Below are 17,455 nucleotides of genomic sequence, written 5' to 3' on the forward strand. Positions count from 1 at the left end.
ACGGATAAGCTTCGCCACAAAATCCTTACGATAAACACTTGAAACCGAATATGGTCGCAATTGTTCTCTCGTTAGATTGTAGGCGAAAATATTCAAAGAAAAGATAAACTTTCAAAAGGCGCTATTTGAAAGGGGCTTTTTAACGATCTCTAAAAAAAGAGGCGCAGAAAATGCGCCTTTTTTAAAGTTAATCTGCAAAGCGTTTGGTCGCTTCGATCAGTTCATGTGTGATCCCCGGTTCTGTCACGGCATGACCGCTATCTTCAACGATTCTGAGATCGGCTTCCGGCCACATTTTCTTAAGCTGCCACGCATTGATAAACGGCGTGCAGATATCATAACGGCCATGCACAATGACGCCCGGAATCTGGCGGATACGCTCCACATTGCGCAAAAGCTGGTCATCGCTTTCCAAAAATCCCCGATTCTGGAAATAATGACATTCGATACGGGCAAAAGCGACAGCATAAAGATCGTCACCAAATGCTTCCACACGCGCCGGATCAGGCTGGATTGACAGCACCGAACCCTCCCAGCGCGCCCATAAACGGGCTGCGGCAAGCTGCACCTGCGGATCGCGATCAGTCAGACGCTTGTAATAAGCTGCGATCATGTCGCCGCGTTCGTCTTCGGGGATATGCTCCTGATAGGCCTCAAAGTGGTCCGGGAAAATGATGCTCGCGCCGTTGGAATACATCCAGTCCACTTCGAACCGACGAACCATGAAAATGCCGCGCAGAATGATTTCCGAGACCCGCTCAGGATGCGTTTCGGAATAAGCCAGACCCAATGTCGAGCCCCAGGAGCCGCCGAAAACCTGCCACTTATCGATACCAAGATGAGCGCGGATATGCTCCATGTCGGCCACAAGATCCCAGGTTGTATTCTCGCGCAATTCAGCATGTGGCGTGGAACGTCCGCAGCCGCGCTGATCGAAAAGAATGATACGATATTTCTCGGGATCATGCAGACGACGCATAGCAGGCGTTATACCGCCGCCGGGGCCACCATGGATCATGATAACCGGCTTGCCATCGGGATTACCGCATTGTTCAACATGGATGCGATGCAAGGGTGAAACCTGCAGCATCTCTTCTTTAAAGGGCTGAATTTCAGGATAAAGCGTATTGCGCGTCATAAGATGCCTTTTCATTCCCGCTACAGCATGGTGCTTTCGATCGAACTTAAAACTAGCAAATAATACGGCCACAACGCGGCAATGCGACATAAGAAACCAGCCAGATAACGCTATTTTTGGTTGCCCGGATTGAAAAACGGCATAAAACGAAACAGTTGCATGTAAAATGCATCGCTCGGGGAGGACTTTCAAAATGGCGTGCGAGGCTTATGCAGTTTATCATTGCTGACGACCATCCGCTTTTCAGAGGCGCGCTCAGACAAGTGCTGTCCAGCTTGCCGGAAGAGGCCGAAATCATTGAAGTCGGCGATTTCGATGCTGCGAAAAAACTGGTCGCAGACGGAGATGATATTGATCTTCTGCTGCTCGACCTGACCATGCCGGGCGGAACGGGGCTTTCCGGCCTTGTTGCCCTGAAAGCGCTTGAACCTGCACTGCCGATCATCATCGTGTCAGCAACTGACGATGTTGCAACGATTCGACATGCGCTTGACTTGGGCGCATCCGGTTTTATTTCCAAGTCTGCCAGCATGGAAACCATTGGCGAAGCCGTCCATGCCGTTTTGGCAGGCGATGTCTGGATGCCGGAGAATATTGATCTTGATCAGGCACATGACCCGGAAATCGAAGCCCTGATTGCCAAGATCAGGACGCTCACACCGCAACAGACCCGCGTTCTGACAATGCTTGGCGAAGGCCTGCTCAACAAGCAGATCGCCTATGAGCTCAACGTCTCGGAAGCGACTGTCAAGGCGCATGTTTCCGCTGTTTTACAAAAGCTTGGCGTTGACAGCCGCACGCAAGCCGTCATTGTTCTGTCGCGGATTGGCAGTGATACGCTCACCTCTGACACGCCCTGATCATTCATTCTGCGGCTGACTGACGCTGATGCAGTGCGCTTGAAAGCAGCGAGCGCAATGCCGCCGGACGCAGAGGCTTGTGCAGCACAATGACATTTTCATCGTCGGCCCGCTTGCGCACTTCTTTGGAGCGATCCGCCGTCAGCAGGATCGCCGGGATGTCGCTGCCGAAGCGTTCCCGCGCAAAGCCGATCATATCCAGCCCGTTTTCATGATCAAGGTGATAATCAGCCACGATAATATCGGGCGCCACCTCACGTTCAACGCAGAAGACTTTCAAACCCGCACCGTTGCGAAGCGTCGTCACATTGCAGCCCCAGCCTTGGAGGAGCGTTTCCATACCCGCAAGAATATTGGCGTCATTGTCGACACAGACCACATCGAGCCCGGTCAGGCTGGATGCACGCTTAACGCCCTTGCGGCTGGCAACTTCCTCAACCGGCACGATCTCATCGCTGACCGGAAGGCGTAGGATGAACACACTGCCCCTGCCCGGTTCGGACGAAATGGTCAGTGGCAGTTCAAGCATTCGCGCAATACGATCAACGATCGACAGGCCAAGCCCCAGCCCCTCCGCCTCGCGCATTCCTTCATCAAGACGTGTAAATTCACGGAAAACGAGCTTCAGCTTCTGTTGCGGAATGCCAATGCCGGTGTCGAGCACCTGCAAATCAACAAACTTGCCACGGCGACGAACTCCAAAGAGGATGCTGCCTTTGCGACTATACTTAATCGCGTTGGAAACAAGATTCTGAATAAGCCGACGCAACATGTTGCGATCGGTTTTGACCACAATACTTGATGGCACTACACGCAACTTCAGCCCCTTTTTGCGTGCCATCGGCGTGAAGTCCGTTGCAATCTGGCTTAGAAGGCGGTCGAGCCGAAAAACTGTCGCCTCGGGTTTCAGCGCACCTGTATCAAGCCGGGATATGTCCAAAACCATTCCGAGAATGGCTTCGACCGATTCAAGTGAAGAATCGATATTGCGTGCAAGCTGGCTTGTCTCTGCGCGACCAAGCTTCTCGGCCAGTGCAGTGCTGTAAAGCCGGGCAGCATTGAGCGGTTGCAGAATATCGTGGCCAGCGGCGGCCAGAAAGCGCGTTTTGCCGAGATTGGCTTCTTCGGCAGCGCTCTGCGCTTTGGCCAGTTTCTGGTTGACATGGGTGAGTTCTGCCGTGCGATCAGCCACGCGCTGCTCCAGAAGTTCCGCCGCCCTCTGCCGCATCAAATCCGCCTCCACTTCGGCGGTAATATCGGTGTAGGTCGCAACCAGTCCGCCATCCGGCATCGGGTTGGAATTGATCTCAAGCACCTTGCCCGTCGATTTCAACGTCAGTCGCCATGGTTTGCGCAATGTCGCCAGCGAACGAATGGCTGCATGCTGCGCATTGGGAGCAAGATCGCCACTGCGTGCAAGATGCTCCACAATCTCGGACACCGGAATGCCAACCTGCATCACCTCATCCGGCAGATCGAATAAGCTGCGGAACTGGCGATTCCAGCATGTGAGCCGCAAATCCTTGTCGAGAACGGTGATTCCCTGATCCATCTGGTCGAGTGCAATCTGCAAGAGATCGCGGTTTTGTTGGAGGGCAATGGAAGCATCATCCAGCAATTGCCGCGCATCCCGTGCCGATGCATCATTGCGCTTGAGAAGCAACGAAAGAACCAGACGGGCCGATGAAGAGCCAACCGCCGTACCCAGCAATTGTTCTGCATAGCGGATCAATGGCGTATCGACCGTCATACCGGGATCGAGCCTGCGCTGCTCGCGCCCTTCAAAGCGGATAAATGCACGTTCAACGCGTTCTGCACCGAGATAGCGGGCCATGGTTGCCTTGAGTTCGGCAACTGTGACGGTGGTGCGGAATCGTTTGAGTGTTGGCACCGTAATGGAATAGCGCGGCAGAAAGATACTGGCCTGAATACGCTCAAGCGGTGTCGAGGCACGCGAAAGCGAACCCAGAATATAAAACAGCGTGTTGGCAGCGAGGCTCCACATAACGCCATGCGTCAATGGCAGCGCATCGGTGCCAAACAGGGCTTCGGGGCGCAAGGCCGTAAAACCCAGCAGGCCATTGGTCAGGATTGCTGCATCCTCCGGCGCAACCGTTGGCAGCAGCAGCGTATAGGCCCAGATCAGAAAGCCTGCCAAAAGGCCCAGCATCGCACCGCGCCCATTGGCGTTACGCCAGAATAACCCGCCGATAAAGGAGGGTACAAACTGTGCAATGGCAGCAAAGGATATAAGGCCAATGGATGCGAGGTGAATATTGTTCGACGCCATGCGATAATAGGCAAAGGCCAGCGCCAGAATGGCGATAATCGTCAGCCGCCGCGTGTTGAGAATGATCTGTGTGAGATCGTGCTGGCCATTGGGATGACGAACAGCCAGTCTGCGGATGATCAGCGGCAGAACCAGGTGGTTTGAGATCATGATCGACAGCGCCACGCAGGCAACGATCACCATCGCCGTTGCAGCCGAAAGCCCACCGAGAAACGCGATCAAAGCCAGCCAGTGCGCACCAATTGAAAGCGGCAATGCCAGCACATAAAGATCGCCGCTGACTGTATTGCCCAGCGTCATCACACCGATCAGCGCAATCGGAAAAACGAAGATGTTGATCAGGATCAGGTAAAGCGGAAACAGCCAGAAAGCCGTGCGCAATTCTTTCTCGCTGCGGCTTTCGACAACCGTCACATGAAATTGGCGCGGCAGCATGATAATCGCTGCGGCACTCAACATTGTATGCACGATCCATGTGCCAATGGATGTCTCATAGTGAAAAGCGTCAAGTGCGGCTGGCGAGTGTGAAATTCTGTCGATCAATTCGCCGGGGGAGCCAAACAAGAAAAAAGTACAGGCCAAGCCGACCATAAGAAACGCGCAGAGTTTAATAACCGACTCAAGCGCCACTGCCAGAATAAGCCCGTCCTGATGTTCGGTTGCATCCGTGTGGCGCGTGCCAAACAGGATCGCAAAAACCGCCAACACCGCCGCTACCGGCAACGAAATATCGCCAAACACAAAAGATGACGGATCAAACGCAGCGCCATAATGCTCCATCACCAGTCCGACACTGCCCGAAACGGCTTTGAGTTGCAGCGCGATATAGGGGATGGATCCTACTGCTGCGATACAAGTGGCAAGCGACGCAACACCAAAGCTTTTGCCATAACGGGCAGCCAGAAAATCGGCGATTGAGGTGATATGTTCTGATTTTGCCAATCGCACGATATGGCGCAGGAGGCGATTGCCGAGCGTGAAAACCAGAATAGGCCCGATATAGATGCCCAGGAATTCCAGGCCGCGCTGAGCCGAGAGGCCGACCGAGCCAAAAAACGTCCACGACGTGCAATAGACCGCGAGGCTCAATGCATAAATATAAGGGCGCGGAGCGCTGCTCCAGCGTGCAGCCTGCCGGTCGCCGATGCTTGCCACGGCAAACAACATCAGCAAATACAGAAAAGCAACGCCTAAAACTCCCCAGCCCTGCATATTGCCGAACTTCCCTCCCCACCTGTTAAGCCCCTATTGAGCAAACAGATGTGGGAAGGCAAGCATTTTCAGCGATGGCGCGCAAGAGCTACGTTCGCAGCATACGCTTATTGCTGCGTGCCAGCTGCTGGCTTCTCAGGCTCACTGTCAAAGCTCTTGGCGACATCCATGAAGCGGCGCATGAAGCGTTCCATATAGCCAAGCGACTGTTCAAACTCTGCCTCGGAGGGAAGCTTGGAAGGCGTGGCGGATGCAGCGCCCGATTCAATCGCTGAAAGCTTGTCCTCAAGCGTTTTCACGCGGTCCTGCAAATCCGAAATGTCGTTCTCGTATGCTTCGCGATCTTCGGTTGCCATCTTGCAGATGAGCTGCCCCTGCTGCTCATTGCAGACCGAAAGCGCACCTGTGCGCGTATCCAGCCGCACATAGCCGGTTTCCGTGCCTTCAATACGATAGCGCCCATTATCCTGCGCATAAGCACTGCTGGCTATAAAGCCCGTGCCAAGAAATGAAACAGCGACGAGTGTGCGAAGCAAAGGCATGTTTTGGCCAGACATAGTCAAATCTCCTATCGGCTTATTCCGATCCTGCCCCCCATCATATGGGAGCTATGCAAGAAAAACGAACAAGTCATGCTTTGATTTTAAAATAAATTCGGGATAGAGAGCAGCCATGACCAAAACGACCATCTACAAGATCGCCCCGCGCGATCTCTGGGCGCAGGCAGAACAGGCTGGTACTTTTACCGGAGCACCGGTTGATGTTGCCGATGGCTATATCCATTTCTCCACCCATGAACAGGTGCGCGAAACAGCCGCCAAACATTTTACCGGGCAAGCGAATCTGCTGCTGGTAAGCGTGGATGCGACCTCTTTAGGCGACGCGCTGAAATACGAAACCTCACGCGGCGGCGCCTTGTTTCCGCATCTTTATGCGGTGCTGCCACTCTCAGCGGTCGTGAAGGTTGAGCCATTGCTGCTTGATGAAAATGGTCTCCATATTTTCCCGGAGCTTGAGGACAAATGAGCGGGCTTTTTAAACTTTTTGGGCGACGTGCCTTGTTTACGCTCGACGCCGAGCAAGCGCATGGTCTGTCCATCGCAGGACTAAAAACGGGTATTGTTACCTGTAGCCGTCCGCAGGACCCGGCGCTGTCGGTCAAGATTGCAGGGTTGCAGTTTCCAAATCCTGTTGGCATGGCCGCTGGCTTTGACAAAAATGCCGAAGTGCCGGATGCGCTGTTGAAAATCGGCTTTGGTTTTACGGAAGTCGGCACCATCACGCCACGTCCGCAGAGCGGCAATCCGCGCCCGCGCATTTTCCGCCTGGTGGATGACCGCGCTGTCATCAATCGTCTTGGCTTCAACAATGAAGGCCATGATGCAGCATTCAAGCGCCTGTCGCAGCGCGCTGGCAAGAGCGGCATTGTCGGCGTCAATATTGGTGCCAACAAAGATGCTGAGGATCGTATCGGCGATTATGTTGCCGGTATTCGCAAATTCTATCAGCTGGCGCGCTATTTCACCGTCAATATCTCGTCGCCAAACACGCCGGGGCTGCGCAATCTGCAATCGCGCGATGCATTGCGCGAGCTACTCTCGCGTGTGCTTGCCGCACGCGATGAAGAAGGCAAGATGTGCACGCTAAAGCGTCCGGTTTTCCTTAAAATTGCACCAGACCTCGTTGACGAAGAGCTTGATGATATTGCAGCGGTTGCCCTTGAGCAGAAGCTTGACGGGATTATCGTTTCCAACACCACGCTCTCGCGCAATGGTCTCAACAGCGCTGAAAACCGCGAAGAAAGCGGTGGTCTTTCCGGGGCGCCGCTGTTTGAACGTTCGACGATCATTCTGGCCCGTATGCGCGAGCGCGTCGGTGCAGATATGCCCCTGATCGGCGTTGGCGGCATTGATAGCGCTGAAACGGCGCTTGCAAAAATCAAAGCGGGTGCTGATCTCATCCAGCTTTACACTGGCATGATTTATCGCGGTCCGGGCGTCGCATCGGAAATCGTGCGTGGCCTGTCGGAGGCTGTAAAGGCCGCAGGTGTCACCAGCATTTCTGACCTGCGCGACCGCGACACAAAGGAATGGGCCGCGCGCCGCCTATCTGATTAGGGCTTAAAGAATTCTGCCTTATATCTGCGCGGCAGCAATGCCAGAAGCGTGATGCCGCGAATGGACAAAAACAGATTGATTGCCAGCCAAAGCCCGTGATTTCCCATCACGGGCTTTACTGCATAAAGAACGACCAAAAAGAATATCAGCGAGAAGAACATCATGTTGCGCATATCGCGCGACCATGTTGCGCCGATATAAACCCCATCCATATGGAATGCGAGGAGGCCCGTAAGCCCCGTCAGAGCAGCCCATGGCAAATATCGGATGGCCTCATCACGCACATCTTCTGCTTTCGATAGAAGATCAATGATGGCATCGCCAAACACCAGCAAAAAGAACGCAATCAAGCCGGACATGACCAGTCCCCAGACGAAGGTGAGCTTTGCACCGCGCACAAAAGCCGGGCTGTAGCGCGCGCCGACTGAGCGCCCCACAATTTGCTCAACGGCGGCTGCCATGCCATCCAGAAAGAAGCCGCAGATAAGGAAGAAATTCATCAGAACAGCGTTTGCCGCAAGTGTTACTGTGCCAAGTTCTGCACCTGCCCGCGTAAAATAAGCAAAGGCTGTGAGCAGCAAAATCGAGCGGATCATAATATCGCGGTTAAGCGCAACCATCCGCACCAGACCTTGCTTGTCGAAGATGCGCGTCCAGTCGGGTTTACGTCCCGTCGAGCGATTGAAGTGGCGTGCAACAAGTACAAGACCGACGATAGCAGCGACCGTTTCGCCCGTGACGGTCGCCCATGCAACACCGGCCACACCCCAGCCGAGTTCCAGTCCCAGCACAACACAGAGCACGATATTGATGCCGTTAATCAGCACCTGAAGGCTAAGGCCCAGAATGCCCTGCCCGCGCCCCAGCAGAAGGCCAAGCACTGAATAATTAATGAGTGCGACCGGCGCTGAAAACATGCGGATCGACACATAGGTCGCCATCGCTTGCTGCGTGGCAGGCGTGGGATGAATGAAATCAGACGCAATGGTCAGCACGAGCGGCAGGCTCAGGATCATCAAGAGACCGGCGGCAACCGCTATAATGATCGCACGCCAGAAAATTGCCTGTTCTTCGGCCTTGTCTTCCGCACCAACCGCCTGCGCCACAAGTCCGGTGGTGCCTGAGCGCAAGAAGCTGAACATGGTCAGCAGAAAGTCGAACACCAGCGCGCCGATAGCGAGGCCACCAATCAGCTCAGCCTGCCCCATCTGACCGACCACCCCCATATCCACCAGCCCAAGCAAGGGCGTGGTAATGGCGGCAAGTGTCATCGGCACGGCGATCATCATCACCATGCGATGGTTTACTTCAAATGGTCTGGAAACAATGCTCTGATCGTGCAGCATCTGATCCCCGGCTTTCCCATAATTCCAATCTTTTTTCTAAAGCACATCTTATCCGACAACCGCTTGCCACGTCTCAGGATGCGCTTATAGGGAAAGCTCTATTCTGGAATCATTCAAAGCGACAGCGAATTCCGCCACCGCATTGTCGCAGCCCTGACAACCTTATGTCAGCAGGATTAAAGCCCCAGCACCATGGCCCAGTAAATGCGACGGGGATTGTTTTCAGGCGTGGCCCATGCCAGCCCGTAATGTCCGAATGTCGGATCGAGCATATTCTTGCGGTGCCCCGGCGATTTCATCCAGGCATCAAACACGGCTTGCGTATTGGGCTGACCAGCCGCAACATTTTCCGCCGCAGGACCGCGAATGCCGGCCTGCTTGAGCCGCGAGACAAAACCATTGCCCCAACCGACCGAATGGCCGATCTTGCCAAAGCTTGCCATGCGGCGCGCCTGATAAAGGGCCGCCTTCTCAAGCTTGCTGTCGGTCGTCATGGATGGCAGGCCATTGGCCTTGCGGATCTGATTGAACAAGGCCGTTGGATCAACGTCGCCCGCAGCAGCTTCAGCAAAGCCCTTCGGTAGGGCTGCATAAGCCAGCGCACCGCCGGCAAGAATCAGAAATCCACGGCGCGAAAGAGTGAAACTATTGTTCTGCGGCATTTTCATTTTCCCGGACTATCGCTTATTTGCGATAACTCAGGATTCGGAGCAAAATAAAGACGGGAATAACAACAGCTGCACCAAGGATGAGATAATCGGCAAAGCCTGCGATGGCAGAGAAGCCCATATTCCAAAGGCGCAGCACGAAATCGCGGATGCCATAAAGAATATCATAAGGCGTCCAGTGGAATGCGCTCATCACCACGCCCACCACCAGCGAGATCAGCACAAGCTTGATCAACACGCGCGCAGGCGTATCGCCAAGAAATCGGTTCACACCATCAGACATGCAAATCTCCAGTATTCTGTCACCTGCCAAAGTGGCAGTTTCGCCGCGGAAAATAGGTGCTCCCAGCAGGATTCGCAAGTAAGCTTAGAAAATCATCGCTGTTTGCGATAATCGCGGGGCGGCTTTTGCTTCTGGCGAACAAAGGAGCGATTCATGCTGCGCGTGTCGGTAAATCCGCTGGCGACGGCAACTTCCAGCAACGACAGCCCGGTTTCGGACAAAAGCTCCCGCGCCTTCTTGACCCGTAATTCTTCGCGCACCTCAAAAGCCGTCCTGCCGATCGCCATGCGAAACCCGCGCTCCATCTGGCGCACCGAAATGCCAAGCTTTCGCGCCACATCAATCATCGGCACAGGCTCTTCCAGCGTTTCCTCGAAAATGCGGATCGCCTTGCGGATCATCGGCGAGCGAACGCCGTTAAAGCTCAATGCGGGCTGTTCTGAACGCACCAGTTCGTAAGGGATCATCAGGATAGACGCGCTTTTACGGGCCAGTTCCTCAGAGATTTCATTCTGGATGATCGACAGCGAAAGTGAGGCCGCGCCCAGGCCACCCGCGCAGGTATAGTGTCGGCCACTGCGATGAAAAAGACTTGTCGTATCGGCAGTATAGCCATCAAAAAGATCAAGAAAATCATCACGATGGAACCAGCTCACACAACAATTACGGTCGTCAAGCAACTCACTTTCGGCCAGCAGAAAGGCAGCCGTGCAAAGGCCGACCACAGTCTTGCCGCGCTTGTCTGCGCGTTTGATCAGATCAACCAATGCCTGCTGGCGCGGACGGTATTGTGCAAGCAGGCCACCAACAACTGCCACATAATCGCATTCATCGAGCGCCCCCAGCGGAGCGGTCGGCTCGATCACCATACCGGAACTGGATGTCACCGGATCGCCCGATAAGGTGCAGATTTTCCAGGCGCAACGGATCTGGCGGCTTTTATCGCGATCATCGGCTGCGAGGCGAAACGGATCGAGAAACAGGCTGAGTGCCGTCAGCGTAAAGCCGGGCAGCGCAACGATACCGACAGATAGACGACGCAATGGCGCATCTGCCGTTGTTTCCCGAACCTCATCCTTCCCTTTTTTCACCTGAGCTGTCCTCCACCACATCCCACTTTATATGAACGGGATCAGGAAGAACGCAATCACCTGAAATGCTTGGAGAGCTTGAGTTGCTGCGCCTGATAGTTCGATCCCAGATCGATGCCATAGAGCGCCTTCGGGCGATTCAACATATGCTCATAAACAAGACGGCCGACAATCTGGCCATGTTCGAGAATGAACGGGACTTCATGACTGCGCACTTCCAGAACCGCACGGCTTCCCGTTCCACCAGCAGCGGTGTGACCAAAGCCCGGATCAAAGAAGCCTGCATAATGCACGCGAAATTCGCCGACCAGCGGGTCAAAAGGCGTCATTTCAGCCGCAAAAAGCGGCGGCACATGCACTGCTTCGCGCGAAACGAGGATATAGAACTCATCCGGGTCGAGCACCAATTCACGCGAACCGCGATCATAGATCGGCTCCCAAAAGTCGAGAACATCATGTGCCGCACGCTGATCGACATCCACAACCGCCGTGTGGTGCTTGCCACGATAGCCGATCAGCCTGTCTTTATCGCCCGAAAGATCGACCGAGAGTGCGATACCGCCGCCAGAAATATTTGGCTGTTCTGCCGCCACCAGCGTTTCATTCTGATGCAGTGTTGCAAGTTCTGCTTCAGTCAGCTGCGCACGTCCCTGACGGAAACGAATTTGCGACAGCCGCGAGCCGGTGCGCGCAACAATCGGGAAAGTACGTGGGCTGACTTCAAGATAAAGCGGGCCATTATAGCCAGCAGGCACCTTGTCGAACTCCTGCGCGCCATCGGCGATAACGCGGGTGAAAATATCAAGGCGACCGGTCGAGCTTTTCGGATTAGCGGATGCCGACAGTTCCGGTGAAAGCGACAAGCTTTCAAGCAGTGGGACAATATACACGCATCCGGTTTCGAGAACTGCGCCTTGGGTCAGATCAATCTCATGGAGTTTCAAGCGCTCCAGCTTGTCGATGACTGGCGTGCCCGGACCCGGCATAAAGGATGCGCGTACACGATAGGCTTTTGCCCCCAGTCGCAGATCGAGGCTTGCAGGCTGAATCTGGTCGGCATCCAGAGGACGCGCAGATTTGAGCAAACCACTTTCAAAGAGTGCTGCAATATCCGCATCTGCCAGAATGCCTGCTTCCCTCTGCGTCATGCCACTCAACTCCGTGAATTACTTAAAATCGGTCTATGACCATTGACCGCTCATAATAATCAAGACCAGCTTTTTAACGCTTTTTTAGCCAGTTTCCCCAGCTTTAAATTGCAACAACAGGATCGCTACGCGCCAATTTCTATTCTTCGCTCTTCTTCAAGCATTGACGGCCCCGCTCAAGAGGCATAAGGAAAAAGTGTTCCGTGGTGATTTGGCCGGCCGGCTTGCAGCCACGTTAAAGAATTCGCTAAAATAAGGCCGCGGTTCGTTACCGGCCTTTTGCGTGTTCGCGAGGCCGGTTTTTTATTGGCCGCCGAGGCATTTCCAGGCCCCGGCCGACCAGCTTTCGACAGGTTGGAAAAATGACGAATAAGACTACCCGTAAGTTTCGCCCGGCAACTCAGCTCGTTCATGCAGGATCGCTGCGTTCGGGCTTTGCAGAGTTGTCAGAAGCCCTTTATCTGACGCAAGGCTTTCTCTATCCGACAGCAGAAGCTGCCGAGGCCCGCTTCAAGGGCGAAGATCCGGGGTTCATCTATTCGCGTTATGCCAACCCGACCACAGATATGTTTGAAAAGCGCATGTGCGCGCTCGAAGGCGCGGAAGATGCGCGCGCTTTCACATCCGGCATGGCGGCCGTCGCCGCCTCTATTCTCTGTCAGGTACAGGCGGGCGAGCATGTTATCTGTGCGCGCGCCGTCTTCGGCTCGTCGCGTTACATCATTGAAACGCTTCTGCCTCGCTATGGCGTCGAGTTCTCGATCATCGACGGCTCAAAGATTGAAAACTGGAAAGCGGCTGTTCGTCCGAACACCAAAGTCATGCTGCTCGAAAGCCCGTCAAACCCGACGCTTGAGGTGATCGACATTGCAGCTGTCGCCGACATTGCCAATGAAATCGGCGCAAAGCTGATCGTTGATAACGTATTTGCAACGCCACTTTACCAGAGGCCTCTGGAACTCGGCGCGCATATTGTCGTCTATTCGACCACAAAGCATATTGACGGTCAGGGCCGCTGTCTGGGCGGGATCATTCTTTCCGATCAGGAATGGACCGAAGAAGTTCTCCAGCCTTACTTCCGTCATACCGGCCCCGGCATGAGCCCGTTCAATGCATGGATCATGCTGAAAGGTCTTGAAACGCTCGGCGTTCGCGTGCGTCAGCAGACGCAATCTGCCGCAGCCGTGGCCGATGCACTGGCTGGTCAGGCAGGTGTGAAGCAGGTCATTTATCCGGGCCGCGCCGATCACCCGCAGGCCGACATCATCGCCAAGCAGATGACTGGCGGCTCGACACTGATCGCGCTGGAACTCGAAGGCGGCAAGGAAGCTGCGTTCAAGTTCGAAAATGCTTTGCAGGTGTTCAGCATTTCCAACAATCTGGGCGATGCAAAGAGCATCATCACTCATCCGGCCACAACGACACATCAGAGCCTCACGGACGAAGCACGCGCGGAACTCGGCATTTCAGATGGTATGCTGCGCATCTCTGTCGGTCTGGAAGACCAGGATGATCTGGTTGAGGACGTGCTGGAAGCGCTTGCAGCCGCGCGCTAAAGATTGATGCCTAAACGACGCAATTGCCGGAACATTTCGGCAATTGCAATGCATTTGTCGGCATCAATTCGTTGACCTCCCGCGCAACTTTGGCGATAGCTTTGTGTAGTATGTTTGATAAGACTTAAAGGCGGGTATGCATGTACAGAGCGGTAACGCGGGATATTGAGGTAACGGCTGAACCGTTTTATCTCGAAGACCAGTCCGAACCGGACGAAAATCGCTATGTCTGGGGCTACCGGATAACCATTGCCAACAATTCATCGCAGACCGTTCAGCTGCGCTCACGTTACTGGCAGATTACCGATGGCAATGGCCGCATCGAAGAGGTGAAGGGTGCTGGCGTCATCGGCGAGCAACCCACACTTAATCCGGGCGATTCTTATCAATACTCATCCGGTTGCCCTCTCAGCACCACATCCGGTGTTATGGTCGGGCGCTATCAAATGCAATTACCGGATGGGAGTGCCTTTGATGTCGATATTCCGGCTTTCTCGCTGGATATTCCAGAGACAAGACGAACCCTGAATTAAAAAAGGCGCTTTTTTCAAAGCGCCTTTCTCATAATATTATTTCGCAAACTGTGCAGGATCGAACTCATAGGTCGTTGAGCAGAATTCACACGTCACGGAAATCTTGCCGTCCTGAATGCTGTCCTGAATTTCTTCCGCCGAGAAATTATTGAACACGCCTTCGATTTTGTCGCGCGAGCATGAGCAATTGTCCTCAACACGGATCGCTTCATAGATACGCACACCGCGCTCGTGGAACAGACGATAAAGCAAACGTTCAGAGCCAACCTGTGGGTCGGTCAGTTCCGAGCTTTCGATTGTTCCGACCAGCGAACGCGCTTCATCCCATCCGTCATCTTCAAGATCAAGAACAACGGTGTTCTCATCGCCGTCACCACCCGGAAGATCAGGCACCCGTGCGCGCAGCTCCGATTCAGGCAGGAACTGGATCATCAGACCACCAGCGCGCCAGCACTCGACAAGCTTACCATCACTGTCGCGCTCAACGAGCTTTGCAACGCTCAGCCGCATATCGGTCGCTATCTGTTCCGACTGACGGAAATAGGTGCGTGCGATCTCTTCCAACGTTGATCCATCCAGCGCAACAATGCCCTGATAGCGCTGCGTATGCGCGCCCTGATCGACCGTGAAAGCAAGTGTTCCGCGACCAAGAAGTTCTTCAGGACGGGTTTTGCCAGCGCTCACCGCTTCCGCGACACGTTCGGCATCAAAGCGTGCATAGGCACGCACAGAATGCGGTGTGCGGAAATCCACGACCAGCATATCGACAGGCCCATCGGACTGCGTCTGGAAAATGAACTTCCCTTCGAATTTCAGCGATGTGCCAAGAAGCGTGGTCAGAACTGTTGCTTCTGCCAGAAGGCGTGCGACATGTTCGGGGTAGTTATGGCGTTTCAGGATGGCATCGATTGTGCCGCCCAGTTGTACCGCGCGACCACGCACGTCGAGCCCTTCCACCTGGAAAGGCACAACGGCGTCATCGCCTGCGAAGTCGAAATTGTTCAGATCAATATGAACGACTTCGGCTTCGTTATGCTCATTGCTGATCTTGTCAGACAAATTATGCTCCCAATCAGCTGCCTTGCAAGCACCACGCCAGAATGGCTTTCTGGGCGTGAAGCCTGTTTTCAGCTTCATCGAAGACGACCGATTGCGGGCCGTCGATCACCTCATTGGTCACTTCCTCTCCGCGATGTGCGGGCAGGCAGTGCATGAAAAGCGCCTGAGGGTCAGCTTTAGCCATCAGATCAGCATTCACCTGATAGGGCATAAAAACATTGTGGCCACGAGCATGATCTTCCTGCCCCATGGAAACCCAAGTGTCGGTCACGATGCAATCTGCATCGCGTGCCGCCAGATCAGGGTCCGCTGTGGACATGATGTTCGCGCCGTTTGCCTTTGCCCAATCAATATATTGCTGCTTCGGCTCGCTGCCTTCCGGCGTTGCGATATTGACGTTGAAATCAAAACGCGCCGCAGCTTCCACAAGCGAATGCAGGACGTTGTTGCCGTCCCCCATCCAGGCAAAGGTCTTGCCTTTGATCGAGCCGCGATGTTCCTCATATGTAAGAACGTCAGCCATGATCTGACAAGGGTGTGTGTCGTCGGTCAGTGCATTAATAACCGGAACGGTTGCATATTCAGCCAGTTCCAGCATCCGATCATGCGATGTTGTGCGGATCATGATCGCATCAACATAGCGCGAAAGCACCTTGGCCGTATCTGCAATGGTTTCACTGCGACCGAGCTGCATTTCCGAACCGGTCAACATGATCGTCTCGCCGCCAAGCTGACGCATACCAACATCAAACGACACACGGGTTCGCGTGGACGGTTTTTCGAAAATCATTGCCAGAACCTTGCCTGCGAAAGGCTTTTCGATCTCGCCAGCCTTCAGGCGCGCCTTGCGTGCCTTTGCGTCTTCCATGATCGCGCGCAATTCGTCAGCTGGAACCGTCGAGAGGTCAATGAAGTGCTTGATACCGTTGTTCGCCATGATCTTATGCCGTCTTGCTGGTCGGATTTGCGACAGAAAGCCGTTCAACGGCTGCTTCAATACGTGCCAATGCTTCACGCGCTTCTTCCGGTGTTGTCACCAGCGGAGGCAGAATACGCACGACATTATCGCCAGCGCCGACGCTGAGCAGATGCTCGTCGCGCAGAGCCTGAATAAGTGCCACGTTTGGAACAACACATTTGATACCCAGCAGCAGGCCGCGACCGCGCACTTCCGAAATGACATTCGGGAAACGATCGATGATCGATGCAAGGCCCTGCTTCATGGTGAGTGCTGTTTCTTGCACATTTTCCAGGAAACCATCGGCCAGCACGACATCGAGCACGGCATTGCCAACGGCCATAGCGAGCGGATTGCCGCCATAAGTGGTGCCATGCACACCAGCCGTCATGCCCTTGGCAGCTTCAGCCGTTGCAAGGCAAGCACCCATCGGGAAACCACCGCCGATACCCTTGGCGACTGCCATAATGTCTGGCGTGATGCCCGACCATTCATGCGCAAAGAGTTTGCCGGTCCGACCAACGCCTGTCTGCACTTCGTCGAGGATCAGCAGCAGACCTTTTTCATCGCAGATCTTGCGCAGAAGGCGCATAAACTCTTCAGGGAAACCGCGCAGACCGCCCTCGCCCTGCACAGGCTCAAGCAGAATTGCTGCCGTTTCATCGGTGATGGCTGCACGCAATGCGGCTTCATCGCCGAATGGAACCTGATCGAAACCATCGACCTTCGGGCCAAAACCTTCAAGATACTTGGCCTGACCACCAGCGGCGATCGTTGCCAGCGTGCGGCCGTGGAATGCACCTTCAAAGGTAATGACACGGAAGCGTTCAGGATGGCCATTTACATAATGATAGCGACGCGCAGTCTTGATCGCACATTCAAGTGCTTCCGCACCGGAATTGGTAAAGAATACTTTGTCCGCAAAAGTCGCGTCGACCAGACGCTGACCCAGCTTTTCCTGACCCGGAACTTCATAAAGGTTCGACAGATGCCAAAGCTTATCAGCCTGCTCTTTGAGCGCACTCACCAGATGCGGATGAGAATGGCCCAGCGCATTAACCGCGATGCCCGCCGCAAAATCGAGATAACGCTCGCCGCTTTCGGTAATAAGCCAGATGCCTTCACCTCGCTCGAAGCGCAAAGCCGCACGATTATATGTGTCGTAAAGCGGTTGCACAGTCGTAACGTTGGTCATT

General features: G+C 54.4%; 16 protein-coding genes and 1 riboswitch. Of the genes, 5 read left to right on the forward strand and 11 right to left on the reverse strand.

The window, feature by feature from the left end; all coding sequences use genetic code 11:
• Positions 1-187: 187 nt before the first annotated feature.
• The gene (gene pip / locus VBH83_RS11100; RefSeq protein ID WP_265982962.1) at positions 188-1,138 is read right to left on the reverse strand and encodes a prolyl aminopeptidase; all 951 of its coding nucleotides are present in this window, start codon (positions 1,136-1,138) and stop codon (positions 188-190) included.
• A gap of 209 nt (positions 1,139-1,347) precedes the next feature.
• Between pip and VBH83_RS11105 the strand changes: the two genes are divergently transcribed.
• Positions 1,348-1,998: a response regulator transcription factor gene (locus tag VBH83_RS11105; protein ID WP_265982961.1), complete on the forward strand. Its 651-nt coding sequence runs from the start codon at positions 1,348-1,350 to the stop codon at positions 1,996-1,998.
• Between the two features lie 4 nt (positions 1,999-2,002).
• Here VBH83_RS11105 and VBH83_RS11110 read toward each other — a convergent pair whose 3' ends face one another.
• Both VBH83_RS11110 and VBH83_RS11115 read right to left on the reverse strand, forming a co-directional pair.
• Positions 2,003-5,500: a NahK/ErcS family hybrid sensor histidine kinase/response regulator gene (locus VBH83_RS11110; protein ID WP_265982960.1), complete on the reverse strand. Its 3,498-nt coding sequence runs from the start codon at positions 5,498-5,500 to the stop codon at positions 2,003-2,005.
• Between the two features lie 107 nt (positions 5,501-5,607).
• Entirely contained in the window at positions 5,608-6,057 is a 450-nt protein-coding gene (locus VBH83_RS11115) for a hypothetical protein (RefSeq protein WP_265982958.1), read from the reverse strand.
• A 115-nt stretch (positions 6,058-6,172) separates the two neighbouring features.
• Between VBH83_RS11115 and VBH83_RS11120 the strand changes: the two genes are divergently transcribed.
• Together VBH83_RS11120 and VBH83_RS11125 are read left to right on the forward strand one after the other, a co-directional pair.
• Positions 6,173-6,526: a DUF952 domain-containing protein gene (locus VBH83_RS11120; protein ID WP_265982957.1), complete on the forward strand. Its 354-nt coding sequence runs from the start codon at positions 6,173-6,175 to the stop codon at positions 6,524-6,526.
• Positions 6,523-7,617, forward strand: coding sequence for a quinone-dependent dihydroorotate dehydrogenase (locus tag VBH83_RS11125; protein ID WP_396997700.1), 1,095 nt, complete (start codon positions 6,523-6,525; stop codon positions 7,615-7,617). Before VBH83_RS11120 ends, VBH83_RS11125 begins: the two co-directional genes overlap by 4 nt.
• Here the strand turns inward: VBH83_RS11125 and VBH83_RS11130 are convergent.
• The 5 genes from VBH83_RS11130 to VBH83_RS11150 form a co-directional block, all read right to left on the reverse strand.
• Positions 7,614-8,963: an MATE family efflux transporter gene (locus tag VBH83_RS11130; protein WP_265982954.1), complete on the reverse strand. Its 1,350-nt coding sequence runs from the start codon at positions 8,961-8,963 to the stop codon at positions 7,614-7,616. The genes VBH83_RS11125 and VBH83_RS11130 overlap by 4 nt on opposite strands.
• A gap of 176 nt (positions 8,964-9,139) precedes the next feature.
• Positions 9,140-9,625 carry a CAP domain-containing protein gene (locus tag VBH83_RS11135; RefSeq protein WP_265982953.1) on the reverse strand — a complete coding sequence of 162 codons (486 nt, stop codon included), beginning with the start codon at positions 9,623-9,625 and terminating at the stop codon, positions 9,140-9,142.
• A 22-nt stretch (positions 9,626-9,647) separates the two neighbouring features.
• The gene (locus VBH83_RS11140; protein ID WP_187546315.1) at positions 9,648-9,914 is read right to left on the reverse strand and encodes a DUF6460 domain-containing protein; all 267 of its coding nucleotides are present in this window, start codon (positions 9,912-9,914) and stop codon (positions 9,648-9,650) included.
• A gap of 92 nt (positions 9,915-10,006) precedes the next feature.
• Positions 10,007-11,005 (reverse strand): GlxA family transcriptional regulator, encoded by a 999-nt coding sequence (locus VBH83_RS11145; protein WP_396997704.1) that lies wholly within the window; start codon positions 11,003-11,005, stop codon positions 10,007-10,009.
• A 56-nt stretch (positions 11,006-11,061) separates the two neighbouring features.
• Positions 11,062-12,153, reverse strand: a complete 1,092-nt coding sequence (locus VBH83_RS11150; protein ID WP_265982950.1) for a 2'-deoxycytidine 5'-triphosphate deaminase — start codon at positions 12,151-12,153, stop codon at positions 11,062-11,064.
• Positions 12,154-12,346: 193 nt separating this feature from the next.
• Positions 12,347-12,427: riboswitch (SAM riboswitch) on the forward strand.
• A gap of 88 nt (positions 12,428-12,515) precedes the next feature.
• Between VBH83_RS11150 and VBH83_RS11155 the strand changes: the two genes are divergently transcribed.
• Together VBH83_RS11155 and apaG are read left to right on the forward strand one after the other, a co-directional pair.
• Positions 12,516-13,709, forward strand: a complete 1,194-nt coding sequence (locus tag VBH83_RS11155; protein ID WP_265982949.1) for an O-succinylhomoserine sulfhydrylase — start codon at positions 12,516-12,518, stop codon at positions 13,707-13,709.
• 140 nt (positions 13,710-13,849) lie between these two features.
• The gene (gene apaG, locus VBH83_RS11160) at positions 13,850-14,242 is read left to right on the forward strand and encodes a Co2+/Mg2+ efflux protein ApaG (RefSeq protein WP_265982947.1); all 393 of its coding nucleotides are present in this window, start codon (positions 13,850-13,852) and stop codon (positions 14,240-14,242) included.
• Between the two features lie 36 nt (positions 14,243-14,278).
• On the opposite strand, the gene VBH83_RS11165 is transcribed toward apaG, so the two are convergent.
• The 3 genes from VBH83_RS11165 to VBH83_RS11175 are packed head-to-tail and all read right to left on the reverse strand — an operon-like array spanning position 14,279 to position 17,454.
• Positions 14,279-15,301 (reverse strand): Hsp33 family molecular chaperone, encoded by a 1,023-nt coding sequence (locus tag VBH83_RS11165; RefSeq protein ID WP_265982946.1) that lies wholly within the window; start codon positions 15,299-15,301, stop codon positions 14,279-14,281.
• A 13-nt stretch (positions 15,302-15,314) separates the two neighbouring features.
• A complete protein-coding gene (gene argF / locus VBH83_RS11170) occupies positions 15,315-16,238 on the reverse strand; it encodes an ornithine carbamoyltransferase (RefSeq protein WP_265982945.1) in 924 nt (307 codons plus the stop codon).
• Between the two features lie 4 nt (positions 16,239-16,242).
• On the reverse strand, positions 16,243-17,454 hold the full coding sequence (locus tag VBH83_RS11175) for an aspartate aminotransferase family protein (RefSeq protein WP_265982944.1): 1,212 nt from the start codon (positions 17,452-17,454) through the stop codon (positions 16,243-16,245).
• Between the last annotated feature and the right edge of the window lies 1 nt (position 17,455).

Source organism: Ochrobactrum sp. S1502_03 (assembly GCF_044435015.1).
Lineage (GTDB): Bacteria > Pseudomonadota > Alphaproteobacteria > Rhizobiales > Rhizobiaceae > Brucella > Brucella chromiisoli.